Origin of the sequence: Mycobacterium tuberculosis complex sp. N0072 (genome assembly GCF_030323725.1) — a bacterium.
Classification (GTDB): domain Bacteria; phylum Actinomycetota; class Actinomycetes; order Mycobacteriales; family Mycobacteriaceae; genus Mycobacterium; species Mycobacterium tuberculosis.
The window spans coordinates 194,560-219,829 of record NZ_CP040689.1; the positions used below are offsets into that span (position 1 = coordinate 194,560).

Consider the following 25,270-nt stretch of genomic DNA (forward strand, 5'->3'; position numbering starts at 1 on the left):
CTCAGCCGAAGACTTCGGTCTCAGCCAGGGCCTCCGTCAGCCTGCGTGCCCCATCGGTGAACTGCCAGACGGTGTGCTCGATTACGGCGGCTGTGTCGCGGCGGCGCAGCGCGGCGATCAGCTGCCGATGACTGTTCACCGCGTCCGCGCCCCATCGCGGGTCGGCCGCGAACACCTGCGCCGGCATATAGCGCGCGGCATTAAGCAGGAACCAGGCCAACTTGATCCGGCGGCTCGCTTTGTTGAAGACGCGGTGGAACGCGAACTCGATCGACGCGATGGTTTTGGCATCACCGGACCCGATAGCACCGGCCAGCGCATTGTTGATGCGGTCCAGCTCGTCGATCTCAACGTCGGTGATGTGAGCGGTGGCCGATGTGGCAAGTTCTTGGGCAATGGTGGCCTGCAGCCAGAAAATGTCGTCGATGTCTTGGCGGGTCAACGGCAGCACCACGTGGCCGCGATGTGGCTCCAGCCCGACCATCCCCTCACCGCGCAGTTTCAGCAGCGCCTCCCGCACCGGCGTGACGCTGACTCCGAGCTCGGCTGCCGTCTCGTCCAGACGGATGAACGTTCCAGAGCGCAGGGCGCCCGACATGATGGCGGCCCGCAGGTGGCCCGCGACCTCGTCGGACAACTGTGCCCGGCGCAGGGGAAGCTGGCTCCGCGGCTTCGCCGATAGAGGTGCGTTCACGTGGCTTGCCAGGACTTTCAGGGTCGGGCCGGGATTGCCGGGGACTTGCCGGGGGCTTGGCGGGGGCTTGTTGTTGGGCCGCTCAGGCCATAGTGTGACCCAGACAACATCATGCTTTATCAAATATCAACCTGGCGCAAGGGATGCGCAAGTGAAAGGAAGGGAAGGAAGGGATAGTTGACCGCGCAACTGGCCAGTCACCTGACGCGGGCGCTAACACTAGCCCAACAGCAGCCCTACCTTGCTCGCCGGCAGAACTGGGTCAACCAGCTCGAACGGCACGCGATGATGCAGCCAGACGCGCCGGCGCTGAGGTTTGTGGGCAACACCATGACGTGGGCTGACCTAAGGCGCCGGGTTGCGGCGCTGGCGGGCGCATTGAGCGGTCGCGGGGTCGGTTTCGGCGATCGGGTCATGATCCTGATGCTTAACCGCACCGAGTTCGTCGAGTCGGTGCTGGCCGCCAACATGATCGGGGCCATCGCCGTACCACTGAATTTCCGGCTCACCCCAACCGAAATCGCCGTCCTGGTCGAAGACTGTGCCGCACACGTGATGCTGACCGAAGCTGCGCTGGCTCCGGTGGCCATCGGTGTCCGCAACATCCAGCCCTTGCTGAGCGTGATCGTGGTCGCCGGCGGATCCAGCCAGGACAGCGTGTTCGGCTATGAGGACCTACTCAACGAGGCCGGGGATGTCCACGAACCGGTGGACATCCCGAACGACTCGCCGGCCTTGATCATGTACACCTCGGGCACCACCGGCCGCCCGAAGGGCGCCGTGCTGACTCACGCGAACCTCACCGGTCAGGCGATGACCGCGCTCTACACCAGTGGCGCCAATATCAACAGCGACGTCGGTTTCGTCGGCGTCCCGCTGTTCCATATCGCCGGAATCGGCAACATGCTGACCGGGCTGCTGCTCGGCTTGCCCACGGTGATCTATCCGCTGGGCGCGTTCGACCCGGGACAGCTGCTCGACGTGCTGGAGGCAGAGAAGGTCACCGGCATCTTTCTGGTTCCCGCGCAGTGGCAGGCGGTCTGTACCGAACAGCAAGCACGACCACGTGACTTGAGGTTACGGGTGTTGTCGTGGGGAGCTGCGCCGGCGCCGGATGCGTTGCTGCGGCAGATGTCGGCAACCTTTCCCGAAACCCAGATACTGGCCGCATTCGGCCAGACCGAGATGTCACCGGTCACCTGCATGCTGCTCGGCGAAGATGCGATCGCTAAGCGCGGATCGGTCGGCAGGGTGATCCCGACCGTCGCCGCAAGGGTGGTCGATCAGAACATGAACGATGTCCCCGTCGGCGAAGTGGGCGAAATTGTCTACCGGGCACCAACATTGATGAGCTGCTACTGGAACAACCCGGAGGCCACCGCGGAGGCGTTCGCAGGCGGCTGGTTCCATTCTGGGGATCTGGTTCGTATGGACTCCGACGGTTACGTCTGGGTGGTGGACCGCAAGAAGGACATGATTATCTCCGGCGGTGAAAACATTTACTGCGCCGAGCTGGAAAACGTTCTGGCCAGCCATCCCGACATCGCCGAAGTCGCGGTCATCGGCCGGGCCGACGAGAAGTGGGGAGAGGTGCCGATCGCGGTCGCGGCCGTAACGAACGACGACCTTCGGATCGAAGACCTAGGTGAGTTCCTGACCGACCGGCTTGCGCGCTACAAGCACCCCAAGGCGCTCGAGATCGTGGACGCTCTGCCCCGCAACCCCGCGGGGAAGGTGCTCAAGACTGAACTGCGATTGCGCTACGGCGCCTGTGTGAATGTTGAAAGACGTTCTGCATCAGCTGGTTTCACGGAGAGAAGGGAAAATCGACAGAAATTGTAACGTTTGCCCGCTATTGACGAAGGGTTAAATGTGCGGATGCCTTACACTCCTGGCTGGCCATCGGGTAGATTCCTGTGGTCTCCGTTACTCCCTGTGAGTAACGAGGTGGCGGTCACACACCAAGGGTCGGGGCAAGGAGGAGGCGTGCGACATGATGCGCCGCGGCGCCGCGATACCCAGGTCGGCGGCTTGAGGGAGCCGCGGTGACGACGTCGATAACGCTTGGCGGTTACGTCCGCGACCAACTGCAAACCCCGCTGACCCTCGTCGGTGGATTCTTTCGCATGTGTGTGCTGACTGGAAAGGCGCTGTTTCGCTGGCCGTTCCAGTGGCGCGAGTTCATTCTGCAGTGCTGGTTCATCATGCGGGTCGGATTTTTACCGACGATCATGGTCTCGATACCGCTGACGGTGCTGTTGATCTTCACGCTCAATATTCTGCTGGCCCAGTTCGGCGCGGCAGACATCTCCGGTTCCGGCGCGGCGATCGGCGCGGTCACCCAGCTTGGCCCGCTGACAACGGTGCTGGTGGTCGCCGGCGCCGGATCCACGGCCATCTGCGCCGACCTGGGTGCCCGCACCATCCGCGAGGAAATCGACGCGATGGAGGTGCTGGGCATCGATCCCATCCACCGTCTGGTGGTGCCGCGGGTGCTCGCCTCGATGCTGGTCGCCACGCTGCTCAACGGCTTGGTGATCACCGTCGGCCTGGTCGGTGGCTTTCTCTTCGGTGTCTATCTGCAGAACGTTTCGGGCGGCGCCTACCTTGCCACGCTGACCTTGATCACCGGCCTGCCCGAGGTGGTCATCGCAACCATCAAAGCCGCAACGTTCGGCCTGATCGCGGGCCTTGTCGGCTGCTATCGGGGGCTGACCGTCCGTGGCGGTTCCAAGGGTCTTGGCACCGCCGTCAACGAGACCGTGGTGCTGTGTGTGATTGCCCTGTTCGCCGTCAACGTGATCTTGACGACCATCGGTGTGCGATTCGGGACGGGGCGCTGACATGTCGACCGCTGCTGTGCTGCGCGCCCGCTTCCCGCGGGCGGTCGCCAACCTTCGTCAATATGGAGGTGCGGCGGCCCGTGGATTGGACGAGGCCGGCCAGCTCACCTGGTTCGCTTTGACCAGCATCGGGCAGATCGCGCACGCGCTGCGCTACTACCGCAAGGAGACGCTGCGGCTGATCGCCCAGATCGGCATGGGTACCGGCGCGATGGCCGTCGTCGGCGGCACGGTCGCCATCGTTGGCTTTGTCACGCTGTCCGGCAGCTCGCTGGTCGCAATCCAGGGCTTCGCGTCGCTGGGCAACATCGGTGTCGAGGCGTTCACCGGGTTCTTCGCCGCACTGATCAACGTGCGCATCGCCGGCCCAGTTGTCACGGGTGTCGCCCTGGCGGCCACGGTCGGTGCGGGTGCTACGGCCGAGCTGGGCGCGATGCGGATCAGCGAGGAGATCGATGCCCTGGAAGTGATGGGCATCAAGTCGATCTCGTTTCTGGCCTCCACCCGGATCATGGCCGGGCTGGTGGTGATCATCCCGCTGTACGCGTTGGCGATGATTATGTCGTTCCTGTCCCCGCAGATCACCACCACGGTGCTCTACGGGCAGTCGAACGGCACCTACGAGCATTACTTTCAAACGTTCCTGCGTCCCGACGATGTCTTTTGGTCCTTCTTGGAGGCCCTCATCATCACTGCGATCGTCATGGTCAGCCACTGCTACTACGGGTACGCCGCCGGTGGAGGCCCCGTCGGTGTCGGCGAGGCCGTCGGCCGATCGATGCGTTTCTCGTTGGTCTCGGTGCAGGTCGTTGTCCTGTTTGCAGCGTTGGCGCTCTACGGTGTCGACCCGAACTTCAATCTCACGGTGTAGCCGCATGACGACGCCGGGGAAGCTGAACAAGGCGCGAGTGCCGCCCTACAAGACGGCGGGTTTGGGTCTAGTGCTGGTCTTCGCGCTCGTAGTTGCCTTGGTATACCTGCAGTTTCGCGGGGAGTTCACGCCCAAGACGCAGTTGACGATGCTGTCCGCTCGTGCGGGTTTGGTGATGGATCCCGGGTCGAAGGTCACCTATAACGGGGTGGAGATCGGGCGGGTAGACACCATCTCGGAGGTCACACGTGACGGCGAGTCGGCGGCCAAGTTCATCTTGGATGTGGATCCGCGTTACATCCACCTGATTCCGGCAAATGTGAACGCCGACATCAAGGCGACCACGGTGTTCGGCGGTAAGTATGTGTCGTTGACCACGCCGAAAAACCCGACAAAGAGGCGGATAACGCCAAAAGACGTCATCGACGTACGGTCGGTGACCACCGAGATCAACACGTTGTTCCAGACGCTCACCTCGATCGCCGAGAAGGTGGATCCGGTCAAGCTGAACCTGACCCTGAGCGCGGCCGCGGAGGCGTTGACCGGGCTGGGCGATAAGTTCGGCGAGTCGATCGTCAACGCCAACACCGTTCTGGATGACCTCAATTCGCGGATGCCGCAGTCGCGCCACGACATTCAGCAATTGGCGGCTCTGGGCGACGTCTACGCCGACGCGGCGCCGGACCTGTTCGACTTTCTCGACAGTTCGGTGACCACCGCCCGCACCATCAATGCCCAGCAAGCGGAACTGGATTCGGCGCTGTTGGCGGCGGCCGGGTTCGGCAACACCACAGCCGATGTCTTCGACCGCGGCGGGCCGTATCTGCAGCGGGGGGTCGCCGACCTGGTCCCCACCGCCACCCTGCTCGACACTTATAGCCCGGAACTGTTCTGCACGATCCGCAACTTCTACGATGCCGATCCGCTCGCTAAAGCGGCGGCCGGTGGCGGTAACGGCTACTCGCTGAGGACGAACTCAGAGATCCTATCCGGGATAGGTATCTCCTTGTTGTCTCCCCTGGCGTTAGCCACCAATGGGGCGGCAATCGGAATCGGACTGGTAGCCGGATTGATAGCGCCGCCCCTCGCGGTGGCCGCAAATCTAGCGGGAGCCCTACCCGGAATCGTTGGCGGCGCGCCCAATCCCTATACCTATCCGGAGAATCTGCCGCGGGTGAACGCTCGCGGTGGCCCGGGGGGCGCCCCCGGTTGCTGGCAGCCGATCACCCGGGATCTGTGGCCAGCGCCGTATCTGGTGATGGACACCGGTGCCAGCCTCGCCCCGTACAACCACATGGAGGTTGGCTCGCCTTATGCAGTCGAGTACATATGGGGCCGTCAGGTAGGGGATAACACGATCAACCCATGAAAATCACTGGAACCGTCGTCAAACTCGGCATCGTCTCGGTGGTGCTGCTGTTCTTCACGGTGATGATCATCGTGATTTTCGGTCAGATGCGCTTCGACCGGACTAATGGCTATACCGCGGAGTTCAGCAATGTCAGCGGGCTGCGCCAAGGCCAGTTTGTCCGTGCTTCGGGGGTAGAGATCGGCAAGGTCAAAGCACTACACCTGGTCGACGGTGGCCGTCGGGTTCGGGTGGAGTTCAATATCGATCGTTCGGTGCCGTTGTATCAGTCCACGACCGCCCAGATCCGCTATTCCGACCTGATCGGTAACCGGTACGTGGAGCTCAAACGGGGTGAGGGCAAGGGGGCCAACGATCTGCTGCCGCCAGGTGGACTCATCCCATTGTCCCGCACGTCACCGGCCTTGGATCTGGACGCGTTGATCGGTGGTTTCAAGCCGGTGTTTCGGGCGTTGGATCCCGCGAAGGTGAACAACATCGCCAACGCGCTCATCACCGTCTTCCAGGGGCAAGGTGGCACCATAAACGACATCCTCGACCAGACCGCGCAACTGACCAGCCAGATCGCGGAGCGCGATCAGGCGATCGGTGAGGTTGTCAAGAACCTGAACATCGTGCTGGACACCACGGTCAAGCATCGAAAAGAGTTCGACGAGACGGTCAATAACTTGGAGAATCTGATCACTGGGCTGAGGAACCACTCCGACCAGCTGGCCGGCGGCCTCGCGCACATCAGCAACGGCGCCGGCACGGTGGCCGACCTGCTTGCCGAGAATCGCACGTTGGTGCGCAAGGCCGTCAGCTACCTGGACGCTATTCAGCAACCGGTCATCGACCAGCGCGTCGAGTTGGACGACCTGCTCCACAAGACGCCGACCGCGTTGACGGCGCTCGGACGCGCCAACGGAACCTACGGCGATTTCCAGAACTTCTACCTCTGCGACCTCCAGATCAAGTGGAACGGATTCCAAGCCGGAGGGCCGGTCCGCACGGTGAAGCTCTTTAGCCAGCCGACGGGTAGGTGCACGCCGCAATGAGAACGCTGGAACCACCCAACCGAATGCGAATTGGGCTCATGGGCATCGTCGTTGCGCTGCTCGTTGTCGCTGTGGGCCAAAGCTTTACCAGTGTTCCCATGCTATTCGCAAAGCCGAGCTACTACGGCCAGTTCACCGACTCCGGCGGACTGCACAAGGGCGACAGGGTACGCATCGCCGGCTTGGGAGTGGGCACCGTGGAGGGGCTCAAGATCGACGGCGACCACATCGTGGTCAAGTTCTCCATCGGCACCAACACCATCGGCACCGAGAGCCGCCTAGCCATCCGCACCGACACCATCCTGGGTAGGAAAGTGCTCGAGATCGAGCCGCGCGGCGCCCAAGCGTTGCCGCCCGGGGGCGTTTTGCCGGTTGGGCAAAGCACCACCCCGTACCAGATTTACGACGCGTTCTTCGACGTCACCAAGGCCGCATCCGGCTGGGACATCGAGACGGTCAAGCGGTCGCTGAATGTGTTGTCGGAGACCGTTGATCAGACCTATCCGCACCTGAGCGCCGCCCTCGACGGGGTGGCTAAGTTCTCCGACACCATCGGCAAGCGCGACGAGCAGATCACGCACCTACTAGCCCAGGCCAACCAGGTGGCCAGCATCCTGGGTGATCGCAGTGAGCAGGTCGACCGCCTATTGGTCAACGCTAAGACCCTGATCGCCGCGTTCAACGAGCGCGGCCGCGCGGTCGACGCCCTGCTGGGGAACATCTCCGCTTTCTCGGCCCAGGTGCAAAACCTTATCAACGACAACCCGAACCTGAACCATGTGCTCGAGCAGCTGCGCATCCTCACCGACCTGTTGGTCGACCGCAAGGAGGATTTGGCTGAAACCCTGACGATCTTGGGCAGATTCAGCGCGTCGTTCGGTGAGACGTTTGCCTCTGGGCCCTACTTCAAAGTGCTGCTGGCCAACCTGGTGCCGGGTCAGATCTTGCAGCCGTTTGTCGATGCGGCATTCAAGAAGCGTGGTATTAGCCCGGAGGACTTCTGGCGCAGCGCCGGGCTGCCGGCATACCGGTGGCCCGACCCCAATGGCACCCGGTTCCCCAACGGTGCGCCGCCGCCACCACCGCCGGTGTTGGAGGGCACGCCCGAGCATCCCGGGCCGGCGGTGCCGCCGGGATCGCCGTGCTCCTACACCCCGCCGGCGGACGGTCTGCCGCGGCCGTGGGATCCGCTGCCCTGCGCTAACCTCACTCAAGGTCCATTCGGTGGCCCCGATTTCCCGGCGCCGCTGGATGTCGCGACGTCGCCGCCGAACCCAGACGGTCCACCGCCCGCCCCGGGCCTACCAATCGCGGGACGTCCGGGTGAGGTGCCGCCGAACGTTCCCGGCACGCCGGTGCCGATTCCACAGGAGGCTCCCCCCGGGGCACGCACGCTGCCCCTCGGGCCGGCGCCTGGTCCGGCTCCGCCCCCGGCGGCGCCAGGCCCGCCGGCACCACCGGGCCCCGGGCCGCAGTTGCCGGCCCCGTTCATCAACCCCGGCGGCACCGGCGGTAGTGGCGTGACGGGAGGTAGCGAGAATTGAGCACCATCTTTGATATCCGCAACCTGCGGTTGCCGCAGCTGTCGCGGGCCTCGGTTGTCATCGGATCGTTGGTGGTGGTGCTGGCGCTGGCCGCCGGAATTGTTGGTGTGCGGCTCTATCAAAAACTGACGAACAACACGGTGGTCGCCTACTTCACCCAAGCCAATGCGCTGTATGTCGGAGACAAGGTCCAGATTATGGGCCTCCCGGTCGGTTCGATCGACAAGATCGAACCAGCCGGCGACAAAATGAAGGTGACTTTCCACTACCAGAACAAGTACAAGGTGCCTGCCAATGCCTCCGCGGTGATCCTCAACCCCACCTTGGTGGCGTCGCGGAACATTCAGTTGGAGCCACCCTACAGAGGTGGTCCAGTGCTGGCCGATAATGCGGTGATCCCGGTCGAGCGCACCCAGGTACCGACGGAGTGGGACGAGCTGCGGGACAGCGTTTCGCATATTATCGACGAGCTCGGCCCGACACCTGAGCAGCCCAAGGGGCCGTTCGGCGAAGTCATCGAGGCATTCGCCGACGGGCTGGCCGGCAAGGGTAAGCAAATCAACACCACGCTGAACAGCCTGTCGCAGGCGTTGAACGCCTTGAATGAGGGCCGCGGCGACTTCTTCGCGGTGGTACGCAGCCTGGCGCTATTCGTCAACGCGCTACATCAGGACGACCAACAGTTCGTCGCGTTGAACAAGAACCTTGCGGAGTTCACCGACAGGTTGACCCACTCCGATGCGGACCTGTCGAACGCCATCCAGCAATTCGACAGCTTGCTCGCCGTCGCGCGCCCGTTCTTCGCCAAGAACCGCGAGGTGCTGACGCATGACGTCAATAATCTCGCGACCGTGACCACCACGTTGCTGCAGCCCGATCCGTTGGATGGGTTGGAGACCGTCCTGCACATCTTCCCGACGCTGGCGGCGAACATTAACCAGCTTTACCATCCGACACACGGTGGCGTGGTGTCGCTTTCCGCGTTCACGAATTTCGCCAACCCGATGGAGTTCATCTGCAGCTCGATTCAGGCGGGTAGCCGGCTCGGTTATCAAGAGTCGGCCGAACTCTGTGCGCAGTATCTGGCGCCAGTCCTCGATGCGATCAAGTTCAACTACTTTCCGTTCGGCCTGAACGTGGCCAGCACCGCCTCGACACTGCCTAAAGAGATCGCGTACTCCGAGCCCCGCTTGCAGCCGCCCAACGGGTACAAGGACACCACGGTGCCCGGCATCTGGGTGCCGGATACGCCGTTGTCACACCGCAACACGCAGCCCGGTTGGGTGGTGGCACCCGGGATGCAAGGGGTTCAGGTGGGACCGATCACGCAGGGTTTGCTGACGCCGGAGTCCCTGGCCGAACTCATGGGTGGTCCCGATATCGCCCCTCCGTCGTCAGGGCTGCAAACCCCGCCCGGACCCCCGAATGCGTACGACGAGTACCCCGTGCTGCCGCCGATCGGTTTACAGGCCCCACAGGTGCCGATACCACCGCCGCCTCCTGGGCCCGACGTAATCCCGGGTCCGGTGCCACCGACGCCGGCACCGGTGGGGGCGCCGTTGCCCGCTGAGGCAGGAGGGGGTCAATGATGAGCGTGCTGGCGCGGATGCGGGTGATGCGCCACCGAGCCTGGCAGGGGCTGGTGTTGCTGGTGCTCGCACTCTTGCTGAGTTCGTGCGGCTGGCGCGGCATCTCCAATGTGGCGATCCCCGGCGGCCCGGGCACCGGCCCGGGCTCCTACACCATCTACGTGCAGATGCCGGACACGTTGGCGATCAACGGCAACAGTCGGGTCATGGTGGCCGACGTCTGGGTCGGATCGATCCGCGCGATCAAGTTGAAGAACTGGGTGGCCACGCTGACGCTGAGCCTGAAGAAGGACGTCACGCTACCGAAAAATGCCACCGCCAAGATCGGGCAGACCAGCCTGCTGGGTTCGCAGCACGTCGAGCTGGCCGCGCCGCCAGATCCGTCGCCGGTGCCGCTGAAGGATGGTGACACCATCCCGTTGAAGCGCTCCTCGGCCTATCCCACCACCGAGCAGACGCTGGCCAGCATCGCCACCTTGTTGCGCGGCGGCGGCCTGGTGAACCTCGAAGGGATTCAGCAAGAGATCAACGCCATCGTGACGGGGCGGGCGGACCAGATCCGGGCCTTTCTTGGCAAGCTCGACACCTTCACCGACGAGCTCAACCAGCAACGCGATGACATTACCCGCGCCATTGATTCCACCAATCGGTTGTTGGCTTATGTGGGCGGTCGTTCGGAAGTCCTCAATCGGGTGCTCACCGACCTACCGCCATTGATCAAGCACTTTGCGGATAAGCAGGAACTGTTGATCAACGCTTCCGATGCGGTAGGCCGGCTCAGCCAGTCCGCCGACCAGTATCTTTCGGCTGCCCGGGGCGATCTGCACCAGGACCTGCAGGCGCTGCAATGCCCGCTCAAGGAACTGCGTCGAGCCGCTCCGTATCTGGTGGGTGCGCTCAAATTGATCCTCACCCAGCCCTTTGACGTCGACACCGTGCCGCAGCTGGTGCGGGGCGACTACATGAACTTGTCGCTGACGCTGGACCTGACCTACAGCGCCATCGACAATGCGTTCCTTACCGGGACCGGATTCTCCGGTGCGTTGCGCGCCCTCGAGCAGTCTTTTGGCCGCGATCCCGAGACAATGATTCCCGACATCCGGTACACACCGAACCCCAACGATGCGCCGGGCGGCCCGCTGGTAGAAAGGGGAAATCGCCAGTGCTGACTCGCTTCATCCGACGCCAGTTGATCCTTTTTGCGATCGTCTCCGTAGTCGCAATCGTCGTATTGGGCTGGTACTACCTGCGAATTCCGAGTCTGGTGGGTATCGGGCAGTACACCTTGAAGGCCGACTTGCCCGCATCGGGTGGCCTGTATCCGACGGCCAATGTGACCTACCGCGGTATCACCATTGGCAAGGTTACTGCCGTCGAGCCCACCGACCAGGGCGCACGAGTGACGATGAGCATCGCCAGCAACTACAAAATCCCCGTCGATGCCTCGGCGAACGTGCATTCGGTGTCAGCGGTGGGCGAGCAGTACATCGACCTGGTGTCCACCGGTGCTCCGGGTAAATACTTCTCCTCCGGACAGACCATCACCAAGGGCACCGTTCCCAGTGAGATCGGGCCGGCGCTGGACAATTCCAATCGCGGGTTGGCCGCATTGCCCACGGAGAAGATCGGCTTGCTGCTCGACGAGACCGCGCAAGCGGTGGGTGGGCTGGGACCCGCGTTGCAACGGTTGGTCGATTCCACTCAAGCGATCGTCGGTGACTTCAAAACCAACATTGGCGACGTCAACGACATCATCGAGAACTCCGGGCCGATTTTGGACAGCCAGGTCAACACGGGTGATCAGATCGAGCGCTGGGCGCGCAAATTGAACAATCTGGCCGCACAGACCGCGACCAGGGATCAGAACGTGCGAAGCATCCTGTCCCAGGCGGCCCCCACCGCCGATGAGGTTAACGCGGTATTCAGCGGTGTTCGCGATTCGCTGCCACAGACCCTGGCCAATCTTGAGGTTGTGTTCGATATGCTCAAGCGCTACCACGCCGGCGTGGAGCAATTGTTGGTGTTCCTCCCACAGGGTGCCGCGATCGCACAGACCGTACTCACGCCAACTCCGGGTGCTGCCCAGCTGCCGCTCGCGCCGGCGATCAACTATCCGCCGCCGTGCTTGACGGGTTTTCTTCCTGCATCGGAGTGGCGGTCTCCGGCCGATACCAGTCCCAGGCCGTTGCCGTCGGGAACCTATTGCAAGATTCCCCAGGATGCCCAGCTGCAAGTCCGGGGGGCGCGCAACATTCCCTGTGTCGATGTCCCGGGCAAACGAGCGGCGACGCCGAAGGAGTGCCGCAGTAAGGACCCGTACGTTCCGCTGGGTACCAACCCGTGGTTTGGTGATCCGAACCAGATTCTCACCTGCCCGGCACCTGGAGCGCGCTGCGATCAGCCGGTGAAGCCGGGTTTGGTGATTCCGGCGCCCTCGATCAACACCGGTTTGAATCCGGCGCCCGCCGATCAGGTGCAAGGAACGCCCCCGCCGGTCAGTGACCCGTTGCAAAGACCGGGTTCGGGTACTGTGCAGTGCAACGGGCAGCAGCCTAACCCGTGCGTCTACACTCCAACATCGGGCCCGTCGGCGGTCTATAGCCCGGCCAGCGGTGAACTGGTGGGGCCGGATGGTGTCAAGTACGCCGTCGCAAACTCGAGCACAACAGGAGACGACGGATGGAAGGAGATGCTGGCGCCGGCCAGCTGAACCCTGCCGATGCGAATAAGTCGTCGTCTACGGAGGTGAAGGCGGCGGATTCGGCGGAATCTGACGCCGGAGCCGACCAGACTGGCCCGCAGGTGAAGGCGGCGGATTCGGCGGAATCTGACGCCGGAGAGCTCGGCGAGGACGCGTGCCCAGAACAGGCCCTCGTCGAGCGGCGCCCGTCGCGGTTGCGGCGAGGCTGGCTTGTTGGCATTGCGGCGACGCTGCTCGCGTTGGCCGGTGGCCTTGGCGCAGCGGGTTATTTTGCGTTGCGCTCACACCAGGAAAGCCAATCAATCGCGCGCGAGGACCTTGCGGCCATTGAGGCCGCTAAGGATTGCGTTGCGGCCACGCAGGCACCCGATGCTGGGGCGATGTCGGCTAGCATGCAGAAGATCATCGAGTGTGGCACCGGTGATTTCGGTGCCCAGGCGTCGTTGTACACCAGCATGCTCGTCGAGGCGTATCAAGCGGCCAGCGTCCACGTGCAAGTGACCGATATGCGCGCGGCGGTCGAGCGCAACAACAATGACGGGTCGGTCGATGTTCTGGTGGCGCTCCGGGTCAAGGTGTCCAACACCGACTCGGATGCCCATGAAGTCGGCTACCGTCTTCGGGTCCGGATGGCACTGGATGAGGGCCGCTATAAGATCGCCAAACTCGACCAGGTGACGAAGTGACGGTGGTGGTCGAGAAGACGCCGACCACCCTGCCCCAGGCGACACCGAACGGTGCAGCGCCCTGGCATGTTCGGGCGGGCGCCTTCGCCATCGACGTGCTGCCCGGGCTCGCCGTGGCGGCGACCATGGCGTTGACGGCTTTAACGGTGCCGCCGGGCAGCGCGTGGCGGTGGTTATGCGCTTGTCTGCTCGGATTGACCATTCTCCTTCTGGCCGTTAACCGGTTGTTGTTGCCGACGATTACCGGATGGAGTCTTGGCCGCGCTCTTACCGGCATCCGGGTGGTTCGGCGTGACGGCTCCGCCATCGGTCCGTGGCGGTTGCTGGTCCGGGATTTGGCGCACTTGGTGGACACCCTCTCGCTGTTTGTGGGTTGGCTGTGGCCGCTGTGGGATTCGCGGCGACGCACCTTCGCCGACCTGTTGTTGCGCACTGAGGTGCGACGTGTCGAACCGGTGCAGCGGCCCGCGGTGATACGGCGACTGACGGCGGCGGTGGCATTGGCGGCGGCGGGCGCGTGCGCGAGCGCAACCGCGGTGGGCGCTGCGGTGGTGTACGTCAATGAATGGCAAACCGATCACACTCGCGCGCAGCTCGCAACGCGGGGCCCGAAGCTCGTGGTCGACGTCCTGAGCTACGACCCCGAAACGGTGCAGCGTGATTTCGAACGGGCGCGATCGCTGGCCACCGACAGGTACCGCCCGCAGCTGAGCATCCAACAGGATTCGGTGCGCGAGTCGGGACCTGTTCGTAACCAGTACTGGGTTACCGACAGCGCGGTGCTGTCGGCGACACCAGCTCAGGCGACCATGCTGTTGTTCATGCAGGGTGAACGCGGTACACCACCCAATCAGCGGTATATCAGCGCAACTGTGCGGGCGATCTTCCAAAAATCGCGCGGGCAATGGCGCCTCGACGATCTGGCAGTCGTGATGAAACCCCGACAACCCACCGGCGAAAAATGAGCCCCCGTCGTAAGTTTGAACCCGGCGAGGGGGCGCTGCTGGCCCCGCAGTCAATCGAACCGTCGCGGCGATGGGGTTTGCCGCTGGCTCTGACCGCATCCGCTGTGGTTATGGCCGCGGCGATCTCAGCCTGTGCGCTCATGCGGATCTCCCATGAATCGCACCAGCGAGCAGCGCACAAGGATATCGTGATGCTCAGTGATGTCCGATCTTTCATGACCATGTTCACGTCACCGGATCCGTTTCACGCCAACGAATATGCGGAGCGGGTGCTGTCCCACGCCACGGGCGACTTCGCCAAGCAGTACCACGAAAGAGCAAACGATATCCTGATTCGCATCTCCGGGGTGGAACCGACCACAGGAACGGTTCTAGACGCGGGCGTACAGAGGTGGAACGAGGATGGTAGTGCCAACGTGCTGGTGGTCACCCAGATCACCTCGAAATCCGCGGACGGCAAGCGGGTGGTCTCGAACGCCAATCGTTGGCTGGTAACGGCTAAGCAGGAAGGTAACGAGTGGAAGATCAGCAGTCTGCTTCCGGTGATCTGACCCAAAAGTCCGTTGCCAACGGAGAGTCCACCGACACGGCATCCGCAGCCACCGAGGGCCACCGGGGCGAGATCGACGCCGCGGGAGAGCCGGACGAACGCGGTGCCGCCGTGGCTGACAGCCAAGCTGACGAGGATGATTCGGCCGCGACGGCTGCCAGGGGCGGCAAGACACGGGCAAGACGATCGCGTGGCAGGCGGTTAGCGATCACGGTCGGCGTGGCCGCTGCGTTGTTCGTGGGCTCGGCAGCGTTCGCTGGTGCGACGGTGGAGCCCTACCTCTCCGAGCGCGCCGTGGTGGCCACCAAGCTCATGGTCGCGCGGACCGCCGCCAATGCGATCACGACGTTGTGGACCTACACGCCGGAGAACATGGACACCCTGGCCGATCGGGCCGCGAATTACCTCAGCGGTGATTTCGCGGCTCAGTACCGCAGATTCGTCGACCAGATCGCCGCAGCAAACAAACAGGCCAAGATTACCAACGATACCGAGGTCACCGGTGCTGCCGTGGAATCGCTGAGCGGCCGGGATGCCGTTGCCATCGTCTACACCAACACCACGACCACCAGTCCGGTGACCAAGAACATCCCAGCATTGAAGTATCTGTCCTACCGGCTGTTCATGAAGCGTTATGACGCGCGGTGGCTGGTGACCAGGATGACGACCATCACCTCGCTGGATTTGACGCCGCAGGTGTAGCGGGACCGAGCCCGCCGGCGCTGCGAAGCCTTAGTTGAACGCCAGCCAGCTGGGCAGCGCCCGCTCATGGGAGTCACAGAGCACCTGACGGGTGTCGCACGATCCTTTCGGCGACCCAGCGCCGGCCCACATGCCCCCGGTATCACGGCGCAGAACGATCGCCGATGACCCCCCGCCGTCGAGCAGAATCGCGGTGTCACTACCCAGGCCGCGGAACAGGTCTTGGATGTTGTCCGGGGTGTAGTTGCCGCCCTGGAAGATGTACATCTCGTCCTTCTGCTTCGCATAGGCAAGCGCCGTTCGCGCGGCGCTGGGACCGCCGTCGTGGAGCTGGCCGGTATTGCCGGGGGATAACAGCCCGATTCCGGCCACGGCGACGAACCGTGCATTCTTGTTGAGCAAGTCCTCGATCACCGGAGTGGCAAGATCGTAGTCCTGTCTGCTTTTGGGCCGCAAAACATACGGTGCACCACCGACCGGAAGGATCATCGTCGTCAGCGAGCTCCACAACTCATTTCCTCCGGAAAGGCCCTGCTTTCCGGCGTAGGCGACGGTGCCGGTGACCGCTTGGTTGGCGCGTCCTTGTCCGCGGGTGTTGTCCACGTAGGCGCCCAGCGGTGAGCTGCAGCCGGTCGACCGCCAGCTGCCCCCCTTTTGTCCGCGAACGTCGAAGAAGTTGGCGTTGACCGCAATGGTGGGTCGCCCCATACGCTGCCACGCCTTAAGCGGCGGGTAGATCTCGGAGGCTTGCCACAAGCCTTCACCGGTGCGAGCACCTGGGTTGTGTTCGCAGCGCGCCTGGTCTCCAGTGTGGGTGTCTACCAGTAGATGTGGTGAAAGCCGTTGGGAGGCATTCTTGATGATCATCAGATGGCCGCCGTTGTTCATCTCGTACCAGTGACCACCTGCGTTGAGCAGCGGCATAGGATGACCGCCGCCGAAGTTGTACACCAGGTATGAGCCCCTGGTGGTGGCTATCGCTTGGGCGAGCATCTCGCGCCCGTCGGCGGCGCGGGCGGCCGGCTGCCCGGTGGTGCAGGCGAGGGCGGCGCACACCGCCAACGCGGCGTAGCAAGCCGTCAATCGGCGCAGGCTGGCAGTCGGTGTCAGCACAGCAACCCTCTCGGCCCGAATCCACATGCAACCATCCCAGCATTAGGCACACTGATCACACTGTCAACTTCAGTAACAGCTGCGTGACGGTTCGGCCGCGTTCGAATTACGGTTGTTCGCTTGAGCTTTCGCGTGCGCTTTGGCGAGCTTGGTATTGAGCTTGGTGTTCCACGGCGATCGCCATCTCGACCGCTCCCGGAATTCGGTGGAAGCTGCTGCGGTCGTACAGGTGTGTGATGAATCCACCCAGCAACAGCCCGATGATCAGCCCGATCGACGTCATGGTCAGGGCCTGGGACAGGCCGGCGTCGGCGTTTCCGTTCAGATACAGCAGTGACCGCACACCTAGGAACACCTGGTGCATCGGCTCGAATTGAGCCAACCAGCGGAAGAACGCTGGTACGGCTTCCAGCGGGACGGTCGCGCCCGCCGACGGCAATCCGAGGATGACGAAGATCAACATGCTGACCAACAGGCCCATCGAGCCCAGCACCGCGATCAGCGAGCTGGACGTGACGCCGACCGCTATGATCGCGAATACTCCGTAGAGCCATACTTGCCACCCGAGCGGAATCGGCATGCCCAGGCCGTGGGCGATCGCCAGGTAGACACCCGAGGTGAGCAACGCCAGCACCACCATCACCGCCCACTTGACCAACAGCGTACGGAAGCGAGAGATGTTGACCTGCTCGGCGAAGCGATAGACGGGGCCGAATTCGGCTGGTACATAGCCAAGCATCGAGTCCACCAGGGTGCTCACCACGATGCTGCCGGTAAAGCCCGCCAATAGCAGCAAGAGGGCGTAGTAAAACGCCGACAGCCCGTTGCCGGTGCCGTTGGGCAGTGGGTTATAGGCGGTGGATTTGACATCGATGGGACTGGCCAGCCCGGCCGCCGCCGCCCCGGCCAGTGCCACACCGCCGGTCTGGGCCGCTACCTCCGCGGTAAGTCGCTCGCCCACTTTGCCGTTGACCACCGTCAGTGCCCGGGTCAGCGTCTGGCCGGCGATGCTAGCTGCCAGCGTGCCCGCCCGCGGATTCGTTGAGATCGTGATCGCGGGCCGGTCTGTGCGGGTTGGCGTCACCGCACTCGCCCCGAAGTCCCGTAGCTGCGACGAGAAGGTCGGCGGTATCAGCGCCGAGCCGTACACCGCCGCGGTGTCGAGCAGCCGCCTGGCCTCGTCCGGCGAAACCACTCGGATGTCGAAATTGTTCTTGTCCAAGCCGGAAACCAGACCGTCGACAATCTGCTGGCCCGCGGGCCCGGCGTCCTCGTTCACCAACGCGATTGGGAAATGCCGCAAATTGGTCATGGGGTTTAGGATGCCGCCCAGATAGAGCGCGGCCAGCGCCGACATCAGGGCCAACGTGGTGGCGATCGGTGCCATCCAGAAACGCACCGTCCGAATCGCTTTGACGTTCCGCTTGGGGTTGGGTGCGGCGGGGCGCGGCTGCGCTTGAGACATGCGGGCTCCTGTCTGTCGTGGCCACTCTATGTTGCCGAATCGCCCAGCTTCGCGTGCATCTCCCAGATCAGTACTTCCGACGGCTCATTGGCGGTCAGGCCGCGGGCGTCAGCGTCGGTGAACCGCACCGCGTCCCCGTCGGCAAGCTCGCCGCCACCTTCCAGAGTGAGGCGGCCGTAGGCGACGAACAGATGCAGGAAGGGTGCGCAGGGCAGGCTGACCGTAGCGCCGGGCCGCAGCCGCGCGCCGTGCAACGAGGCGCTGCTGTTATGCAGGGTGAGCGCTGCGTCTTGCCCGGGTATGCCCGACGCGATGGTTACCAGGCCGGCGCGCAACAGTTCGTCGTCTATCTCCTGCTGTTGGTAGCTGGCAGTGATGCCGGTTGCATCGGGTATTACCCACATCTGCACGAAATGCACCGGCTCGGTAGCAGAATCGTTCATTTCCGAATGCAAGATTCCGGTGCCGGCCGACATGCGTTGGGCCAGACCGGGATAGATCACTCCGCTATTGCCGGCGGAATCCTGGTGTCTGAGCGCTCCCCGCAGCACCCAGGTCACGATTTCCATGTCACGGTGTGGATGGGGATCAAAACCCGAAGCCGGTTCCATTTGGTCGTCGTTGTTCACCAACAGGAGCCCGTGGTGGGTGTTGTCGGGATCGTAGTGGTCGCCGAATGAGAACGAATGCCGGGATTTCAGCCAGGACGTCGTGGTGACCGCCCGGTCGGCCGCACGCCTTATCTCGACGGTGGCGGTCATGACGTCACGTTCGCCATCACAGCGAATCGGGCAGGCCGAATTTCGGGAACAAGGTGGTGTCGAGGAAGGCCACCACGTGTGACACGCGGTCGGCGGCCATGTCCAGCACGTGTAGCTGAAAAGGCAGGTGCACGTCACCGGCACGCATGTACATGGCCGCGGCGGGCTGGCCGTTGGCGATCAACGAAATCAGGCGCATATCGCCAGGCGAATAGGCGGGGCACTGTTGGTGAATGAGGGTGACGATGGCCTGTGCGCCCTGGTACCAGCCGGTATACGGCGGCATTTCCCAGATCGCCTCGGCGGTGAACAGCTCGACCAACCGGTCGATGTCATAAGCCTCGAACGCGGCGATATAGCGGGCCAACAGGTCTTGCGCCTCGGGTGAATCCGGCGCGGACAACCGGTCGGCGGCGCTGGGCCGGACCGTCTGCAGCTGAGAGCGGGCCCGCTGCAGCAGGCTATTGACGGCGACGGTGCTGGTACCGATCGCGTCGGCCACCTCGGCCGATTTCCACTGCAGCACGTCGCGCAGCAGCAGTACGGCTCGCTGCCGGGGTGAGAGGTGCTGCAGAGCCGCCACAAAGGCCAACCGCACCGATTCCCGGTTCCCGACGATCGTTGAGGGATCAGCAGGGTCGTCCGTCACGTCCGGCAGCGGCTCCAGCCAGGACACCTCTCGACGTTCCACCAACTCCCCGGACGGATCGGCACTCGGCCGCCCGAGCCCCGTCGGCAACGGCCGGCGTCGACGGCCCTCCAACGCCGTCAGGCAGGTGTTGGTGGCGATCCGATGCAGCCAGGTGCGTAGCGAGGACTTGCCCGCGAAGCCCTCATAGGCCTTCCAGGCCCGCAGCAGCGTCTCCTGAACAAGGTCTTCCGCGTCGTGCAGCGAGCCAGTCATGCGATAGCAGTGTGCGAGCAGTTCACGCCGGTAGGGCTCGGTGTGGGCGGAGAAGTCCCCGCGCCGTTCGTCGGCGGGCTCGCGGCCAGAGTTTTCTGCGAGCACACTCACGTCAATGAGCCTACGCAGAGTCTCCGACACTCTCACCGGAGCAGCCGTTACGCTCCCGGTAATGACTACCACCCGGACTGAACGGAATTTCGCGGGCATCGGCGATGTGCGCATCGTCTACGACGTCTGGACGCCGGACACCGCGCCGCAAGCGGTGGTCGTGCTGGCCCATGGTCTGGGCGAGCATGCCCGCCGCTACGACCATGTCGCGCAGCGGCTCGGCGCGGCCGGCCTGGTCACCTATGCGCTTGACCACCGCGGGCATGGCCGCTCGGGTGGCAAACGGGTGCTAGTGAGAGACATCTCCGAGTACACCGCTGACTTCGACACCCTCGTTGGGATCGCCACCCGGGAATATCCCGGGTGCAAGCGCATCGTGCTCGGGCACAGCATGGGCGGCGGCATTGTGTTCGCTTACGGTGTCGAACGTCCAGACAACTACGACCTGATGGTGCTTTCGGCGCCGGCGGTGGCGGCACAGGACCTGGTGAGCCCGGTAGTGGCGGTTGCCGCCAAGCTTCTGGGCGTCGTGGTGCCCGGCCTGCCGGTGCAGGAACTGGATTTTACTGCCATCTCTCGCGACCCTGAGGTGGTCCAGGCTTACAACACCGACCCACTCGTGCACCACGGACGGGTTCCGGCCGGGATTGGCCGCGCGCTGCTGCAGGTGGGCGAGACCATGCCGCGGCGAGCACCGGCATTGACCGCGCCGCTGCTAGTGCTGCACGGCACCGATGACCGGCTGATCCCCATCGAGGGCAGCCGTCGCCTGGTCGAATGTGTGGGATCGGCCGACGTGCAGCTGAAGGAGTATCCCGGGCTGTACCACGAGGTGTTCAACGAGCCGGAGCGCAACCAGGTGCTCGACGATGTGGTCGCCTGGCTCACCGAGCGGTTGTAGGCCGAGCCGACCTGTCGCAGCCCTCCACTAGTTTTGGCGCCATGACCAACGACAAGATGCTGGCCCGCATCGCAGCCCTGCTGCGCCAGGCCGAAGGCACCGACAACCCGCACGAGGCCGACGCGTTCATGAGCACCGCACAACGGTTGGCCACGGCGGCATCCATCGACCTGGCGGTGGCCCGGTCGCACGCGGGCAACCGTTCACCCGCGCAGGCCCCGACACAGCGCACCATCACCATCGGGGCGGCGGGCACCCGCGGATTGCGGACCTATGTGCAGCTCTTCGTGCTCATCGCGGCGGCCAACGATGTGCGCTGCGACGTGGCATCGAATTCGACGTTCGTGTACGCCTACGGGTTCGCCGAGGACATCGACACCAGCCACGCCCTATACGCCAGCCTGGTGGTCCAGATGGTCCGGGCATCCGACGCCTACCTCGCCTCGGGAGCGCACCGGCCCACGCCGACGATCACCGCCCGACTCAACTTCCAGCTGGCGTTCGGCGCCCGGGTCGGCCAGCGCTTGGCCGATGCCCGAGAGCAGACTCGGCAGGAAGCCACCAAGGACCGTGATCGTCCGCCTGGTACCGCAATTGCCCTGCGGGACAAGGACATCGAGCTGCATGAGTACTACCGTCGTTCCTCTAAGGCGCGCGGCGCCTGGCGAGCCAGCCGGGCCACCGCGGGATACTCGTCGGCGGCACGGCGCGCCGGTGATCGAGCGGGACGGCAAGCACGACTCGGGAACAACCCCGAGCTGCCCGGGGCACGGGCCGCGCTGGGCCGGTGATCGGCGCGGACGTTCCGCGGGATTCCCAGCGTGCCAGGGTGTACGCGGCCGAGGCGTTCGTCCGGACCTTGTTCGACCGCGTCACCGCACACGGCTCACCGACGGTGGAGTTCTTCGGTACCCAGTTGACGCTGCCCCCAGAAGGTCGGTTCGGTTCGGTGGCATCGGTGCAGCGTTATGTGGACGACGTGCTTGCGCTACCGGCGGTAGGGCAGAACTGGCCGACGGTGTCGCCGGTGCGCGTGCGGGCGCGCCGGGCGGCCACCGCGGCGCACTATGAAAACCATGGCGGCACAGGCACTATTGCGGTACCCGACCGGCACACCGCCGGTTGGGCGATGCGCGAGTTGGTCGTGCTACACGAAGTGGCGCATCATTTGTGCCAGGTGCCACCGCCACACGGACCCGAGTTTGTGGCGACGGTGTGCACCCTGACAGAGCTGGTGATGGGACCCGAAGTTGGTCACGTGTTTCGCGTCGTCTACGCGCAGGAGGGCGTGCGCTGAACGAGCTAGACGCCGACCTGCGGGCACGTGAGGTCGAGGCCCAGATGACCGACGACGAGCGATTCTCACTGTTGGTCGGCCTGACCGGGGCCAGCGATCTGTGGCCGGTGCGCGATGAACGCATCCCACAGGGCGTGCCGATGTGTGCCGGGTATGTGCCGGGGATTCCCCGGCTCGGGGTCCCGGCCTTGTTGATGAGCGATGCCGGTCTGGGCGTCACCAACCCTGGCTACCGCCCCGGTGACACCGCTACGGCGCTGCCCGCCGGCCTTGCCCTAGCGGCCAGCTTTAACCCGGTGCTGGCCCGGTCCTCGGGCAAAGCGATCGGCCGGGAGGCGCGCAGTCGCGGGTTCAACGTGCAACTGGCCGGCGCAATCAATCTGGCGCGCGACCCGCGTAACGGCCGCAACTTCGAGTACCTTTCCGAGGACCCGTTGTTGAGTGCCACGATGGCCGCGGAGTCGATCATCGGGATTCAGCAGCAGGGTGTCATTGCGACGACGAAACACTTCTCGCTGAACTGCAACGAAACCAATCGGCACTGGCTGGACGCGGTCATCGATCCCGACGCGCACCGCGAGTCGGACTTGTTGGCGTTCGAGATCGTCATCGAGCGGTCGCAGCCCGGCGCCGTGATGGCGGCGTACAACAAGGTCAACGGAGATTACGCTGCCGGCAACGACCACTTGCTCAACGACGTGCTGAAAGGTGCTTGGGGATACCGCGGTTGGGTGATGTCGGATTGGGGCGGAACACCCAGCTGGGAGTGCGCGCTGGCCGGCCTGGACCAAGAGTGCGGTGCGCAGATCGATGCAGTGCTGTGGCAGTCGGAAGCATTCACCGACCGCCTGCGTGCCGCCTACGCCGACGGCAATCTACCCAAGGGGCGCCTGTCGGACATGGTACGGCGGATCCTGCGGTCGATGTTTGCCGTCGGAATCGACCGATGGAAACCAGCGCCGGCGCCGGACATGAACGCGCACAACGAGATTGCCGCACAGATGGCGCGGCAAGGAATCGTGCTGCTGCAAAACCGAGGGCTGCTGCCGCTCGCTCCCGAATCGGCCGGGCGTATTGCCGTCATCGGCGGCTATGCACACCTCGGTGTGCCAGCCGGTTACGGTTCGAGCGCCGTCACCCCGCCGGGGGGCTATGCGGGCGTGATACCGATCGGTGGGTCTGGCTTGGCAGCCGGGTTGCGTAATCTCTACCTGCTGCCGTCAAGCCCGCTGAGTGAGTTGCGAAAGCGGTTGCCCAACGCGCAGTTCGAGTTCGATCCTGGCATCAACCCGGCGGAGGCGGTGCTGGCTGCGCGGCGAGCAGACATCGCGATCGTGTTCGCGATCCGTGCCGAAGGAGAGGGCTTCGACAGCGCCGATCTGTCGCTGCCATGGGGTCAGGATGCGCTGATCGCCGCAGTCGCGTCCGCCAACGCGAATACCGTTGTGGTGCTTGAGACGGGCAACCCGGTGACCATGCCCTGGCGCGACTCGGTGAACGCCATCATGCAGGCCTGGTATCCGGGCCAGGCGGGTGGCCAGGCCGTTGCGGAGATTGTGACCGGGCAGGTGAATCCTTCGGGCCGGCTGCCGATCACCTTCCCGGTCGATCTCGGTCAGACGCCACGCTCGCAACCGCCCGAGCTCGGTGCCCCGTGGGGGACATCGACCACGATCCACTACACCGAGGGCGCCGATGTTGGTTACCGCTGGTTTGCCAGCACAAATCAGACCCCGATGTTCGCGTTCGGTCACGGCTTGTCCTATACCAGTTTCGAGTATCGTGACCTGGTGGTGACGGGCGGCCACACCGTGCACGCCAGTTTCAGCGTTACCAACACGGGCGACCGCAGCGGGGCGGATGTCCCGCAGCTGTATATGATCGCAGCTCCCGGCGAATCGCGGTTGCGGTTGCTGGGATTCGAGCGGGTCGAGCTCGAACCCGGCCAGACTCGGCGGGTAAGGATCGAGGCGGACCCGCGACTGCTCGCCCGCTACGACGGCGAGGCCAGAAGCTGGCGCATCGAGCCGGGCGGTTACACGGTGGCGGTGGGCGCTTCGGCGGTAGCGCTGAAGCTGGCAGCCAAGGTCAAGCTGGCCGGCCGTGGGTTCGGGCGGTGACGGGCCGGCCCAGCGAGGCCCGTACCCACGACCGGCATGATAGGTCTACTTGACCGGGGCCAATTCGTCGCCGCAGGTGCAGCGGTAGGCGTCACCGGCGCCAGCACAGTGGCATGGGACTTCGATGCGAACCCGACAGCCACAGCCCTCGTGGCTGCAGGTCAGCAAGGTCCCAGCCTCGTAGTTCGTCATTCGTATCACCCTCATCCGTGTCGGGGATCCCCGAGGAATCCCAGGTGGTCAGCTGTCGGTAATCCAGAACAGCTACTTAAATATATACCCTATACGGGTATCTGGTAAACCCCCAGGCCGGTGGGCGGTTGCCTGCTGGCGCGCGACGGTCGGTGGTCGCGCTAGCGTTTGGGCATGGACCAGCAACCCAACCCGCCCGACGTCGACGCATTTTTGGACAGCACACTGGTCGGCGACGATCCGGCGTTAGCCGCGGCATTGGCGGCCAGCGACGCGGCCGAGTTACCCCGCATCGCGGTGTCGGCACAGCAGGGCAAGTTCCTGTGCCTGCTGGCCGGTGCCATCCAGGCGCGCCGCGTCCTCGAGATCGGCACACTCGGTGGCTTCAGCACCATTTGGCTGGCGCGTGGCGCGGGCCCACAGGGACGGGTGGTCACGCTGGAATACCAGCCCAAGCACGCTGAGGTCGCCCGGGTGAACCTGCAGCGAGCGGGCGTCGCCGATCGGGTGGAGGTGGTCGTCGGTCCGGCGCTGGACACGTTGCCGACGTTGGCCGGTGGCCCGTTCGACCTGGTGTTCATCGACGCCGACAAAGAGAACAACGTCGCATATATTCAGTGGGCGATCCGGTTGGCCCGGCGCGGCGCAGTGATCGTGGTGGACAACGTTATTCGTGGCGGCGGGATTCTTGCTGAGTCCGACGATGCCGACGCAGTGGCGGCACGTCGGACGCTGCAAATGATGGGTGAGCACCCCGGCCTAGACGCCACGGCGATCCAGACCGTCGGGCGCAAGGGCTGGGACGGTTTCGCCCTCGCTTTGGTGCGGTAGCCGCTGGTCCGGCGCCCAATTTTC

General features: G+C 64.2%; 24 protein-coding genes. 18 read left to right on the plus strand and 6 right to left on the minus strand.

Features of this window, described 5'->3' with window-relative positions:
* Position 1: 1 nt before the first annotated feature.
* A complete protein-coding gene (locus FF952_RS00895) occupies positions 2–694 on the minus strand; it encodes a GntR family transcriptional regulator (protein ID WP_003401065.1) in 693 nt (230 codons plus the stop codon).
* A gap of 177 nt (positions 695–871) precedes the next feature.
* On the opposite strand from FF952_RS00895, the gene fadD5 reads away from it, so the two are divergent.
* The 13 genes from fadD5 (at position 872) to FF952_RS00960 (ending at position 15,551) form a co-directional block, all read left to right on the plus strand.
* Positions 872–2,536, plus strand: a complete 1,665-nt coding sequence (gene fadD5 / locus FF952_RS00900; RefSeq protein ID WP_003902876.1) for a fatty-acid--CoA ligase FadD5 — start codon at positions 872–874, stop codon at positions 2,534–2,536.
* Positions 2,537–2,739: 203 nt separating this feature from the next.
* Complete coding sequence (locus FF952_RS00905) at positions 2,740–3,537, plus strand: MlaE family ABC transporter permease (protein WP_003902877.1); 798 nt, start codon at positions 2,740–2,742, stop codon at positions 3,535–3,537.
* Between the two features lies 1 nt (position 3,538).
* Positions 3,539–4,408, plus strand: a complete 870-nt coding sequence (locus tag FF952_RS00910; protein ID WP_003401077.1) for an MlaE family ABC transporter permease — start codon at positions 3,539–3,541, stop codon at positions 4,406–4,408.
* Between the two features lie 4 nt (positions 4,409–4,412).
* Positions 4,413–5,777 (plus strand): MCE family protein, encoded by a 1,365-nt coding sequence (locus tag FF952_RS00915; RefSeq protein ID WP_003905248.1) that lies wholly within the window; start codon positions 4,413–4,415, stop codon positions 5,775–5,777.
* Positions 5,774–6,814: a virulence factor Mce family protein gene (locus FF952_RS00920; RefSeq protein WP_003899839.1), complete on the plus strand. Its 1,041-nt coding sequence runs from the start codon at positions 5,774–5,776 to the stop codon at positions 6,812–6,814. Before FF952_RS00915 ends, FF952_RS00920 begins: the two co-directional genes overlap by 4 nt.
* A complete protein-coding gene (locus FF952_RS00925; RefSeq protein ID WP_003901818.1) occupies positions 6,811–8,358 on the plus strand; it encodes a virulence factor Mce family protein in 1,548 nt (515 codons plus the stop codon). Before FF952_RS00920 ends, FF952_RS00925 begins: the two co-directional genes overlap by 4 nt.
* Entirely contained in the window at positions 8,355–9,947 is a 1,593-nt protein-coding gene (locus FF952_RS00930) for a virulence factor Mce family protein (RefSeq protein ID WP_003401084.1), read from the plus strand. Before FF952_RS00925 ends, FF952_RS00930 begins: the two co-directional genes overlap by 4 nt.
* Positions 9,944–11,116, plus strand: coding sequence for a virulence factor Mce family protein (locus FF952_RS00935; protein WP_003899841.1), 1,173 nt, complete (start codon positions 9,944–9,946; stop codon positions 11,114–11,116). The genes FF952_RS00930 and FF952_RS00935 overlap by 4 nt, the downstream gene beginning before the upstream one ends.
* Complete coding sequence (locus tag FF952_RS00940) at positions 11,110–12,657, plus strand: virulence factor Mce family protein (RefSeq protein WP_003401091.1); 1,548 nt, start codon at positions 11,110–11,112, stop codon at positions 12,655–12,657. The genes FF952_RS00935 and FF952_RS00940 overlap by 7 nt, the downstream gene beginning before the upstream one ends.
* Before the next feature lie 35 nt (positions 12,658–12,692).
* Positions 12,693–13,334, plus strand: coding sequence for an Rv1363c family protein (locus FF952_RS00945; RefSeq protein WP_003401093.1), 642 nt, complete (start codon positions 12,693–12,695; stop codon positions 13,332–13,334).
* Positions 13,331–14,299, plus strand: coding sequence for an RDD family protein (locus FF952_RS00950; RefSeq protein WP_003401096.1), 969 nt, complete (start codon positions 13,331–13,333; stop codon positions 14,297–14,299). Before FF952_RS00945 ends, FF952_RS00950 begins: the two co-directional genes overlap by 4 nt.
* Positions 14,296–14,850 carry a mce1 operon protein gene (locus tag FF952_RS00955; RefSeq protein ID WP_003401099.1) on the plus strand — a complete coding sequence of 185 codons (555 nt, stop codon included), beginning with the start codon at positions 14,296–14,298 and terminating at the stop codon, positions 14,848–14,850. The genes FF952_RS00950 and FF952_RS00955 overlap by 4 nt, the downstream gene beginning before the upstream one ends.
* Positions 14,817–15,551, plus strand: coding sequence for an Mce associated membrane protein (locus FF952_RS00960; protein ID WP_003899844.1), 735 nt, complete (start codon positions 14,817–14,819; stop codon positions 15,549–15,551). The genes FF952_RS00955 and FF952_RS00960 overlap by 34 nt, the downstream gene beginning before the upstream one ends.
* Positions 15,552–15,581: 30 nt before the next feature.
* On the opposite strand, the gene FF952_RS00965 is transcribed toward FF952_RS00960, so the two are convergent.
* The 4 genes from FF952_RS00965 to sigG form a co-directional block, all read right to left on the minus strand.
* Positions 15,582–16,691 (minus strand): phosphodiester glycosidase family protein, encoded by a 1,110-nt coding sequence (locus FF952_RS00965; RefSeq protein WP_003899845.1) that lies wholly within the window; start codon positions 16,689–16,691, stop codon positions 15,582–15,584.
* Positions 16,692–16,770: 79 nt separating this feature from the next.
* Complete coding sequence (locus tag FF952_RS00970; protein WP_003902882.1) at positions 16,771–18,129, minus strand: YhgE/Pip domain-containing protein; 1,359 nt, start codon at positions 18,127–18,129, stop codon at positions 16,771–16,773.
* 26 nt (positions 18,130–18,155) lie between these two features.
* Entirely contained in the window at positions 18,156–18,890 is a 735-nt protein-coding gene (locus FF952_RS00975; protein ID WP_003401107.1) for a pirin family protein, read from the minus strand.
* 16 nt (positions 18,891–18,906) lie between these two features.
* Complete coding sequence (sigG, locus tag FF952_RS00980) at positions 18,907–20,019, minus strand: sigma-70 family RNA polymerase sigma factor SigG (RefSeq protein ID WP_003401110.1); 1,113 nt, start codon at positions 20,017–20,019, stop codon at positions 18,907–18,909.
* Between sigG and FF952_RS00985 the strand changes: the two genes are divergently transcribed.
* The 4 genes from FF952_RS00985 to FF952_RS01000 are packed head-to-tail and all read left to right on the plus strand — an operon-like array spanning position 19,967 to position 24,223.
* The gene (locus FF952_RS00985; protein ID WP_003401112.1) at positions 19,967–20,806 is read left to right on the plus strand and encodes a monoacylglycerol lipase; all 840 of its coding nucleotides are present in this window, start codon (positions 19,967–19,969) and stop codon (positions 20,804–20,806) included. The genes sigG and FF952_RS00985 overlap by 53 nt on opposite strands.
* A 41-nt stretch (positions 20,807–20,847) precedes the next feature.
* Positions 20,848–21,597: a DUF2786 domain-containing protein gene (locus tag FF952_RS00990; RefSeq protein WP_003401116.1), complete on the plus strand. Its 750-nt coding sequence runs from the start codon at positions 20,848–20,850 to the stop codon at positions 21,595–21,597.
* Positions 21,594–22,103 (plus strand): TIGR04338 family metallohydrolase, encoded by a 510-nt coding sequence (locus FF952_RS00995; RefSeq protein WP_003401120.1) that lies wholly within the window; start codon positions 21,594–21,596, stop codon positions 22,101–22,103. The genes FF952_RS00990 and FF952_RS00995 overlap by 4 nt, the downstream gene beginning before the upstream one ends.
* A 44-nt stretch (positions 22,104–22,147) precedes the next feature.
* Positions 22,148–24,223 (plus strand): beta-glucosidase, encoded by a 2,076-nt coding sequence (locus FF952_RS01000; RefSeq protein ID WP_003401122.1) that lies wholly within the window; start codon positions 22,148–22,150, stop codon positions 24,221–24,223.
* A 45-nt stretch (positions 24,224–24,268) separates the two neighbouring features.
* On the opposite strand, the gene mymT is transcribed toward FF952_RS01000, so the two are convergent.
* Positions 24,269–24,430, minus strand: a complete 162-nt coding sequence (gene mymT / locus FF952_RS01005; RefSeq protein ID WP_010886068.1) for a copper-binding metallothionein MymT — start codon at positions 24,428–24,430, stop codon at positions 24,269–24,271.
* Between the two features lie 153 nt (positions 24,431–24,583).
* Here mymT and FF952_RS01010 point away from each other — a divergent pair, with 153 nt between their 5' ends.
* Positions 24,584–25,246, plus strand: coding sequence for an O-methyltransferase (locus tag FF952_RS01010; protein WP_003401129.1), 663 nt, complete (start codon positions 24,584–24,586; stop codon positions 25,244–25,246).
* The last annotated feature ends 24 nt before the right edge of the window (positions 25,247–25,270 follow it).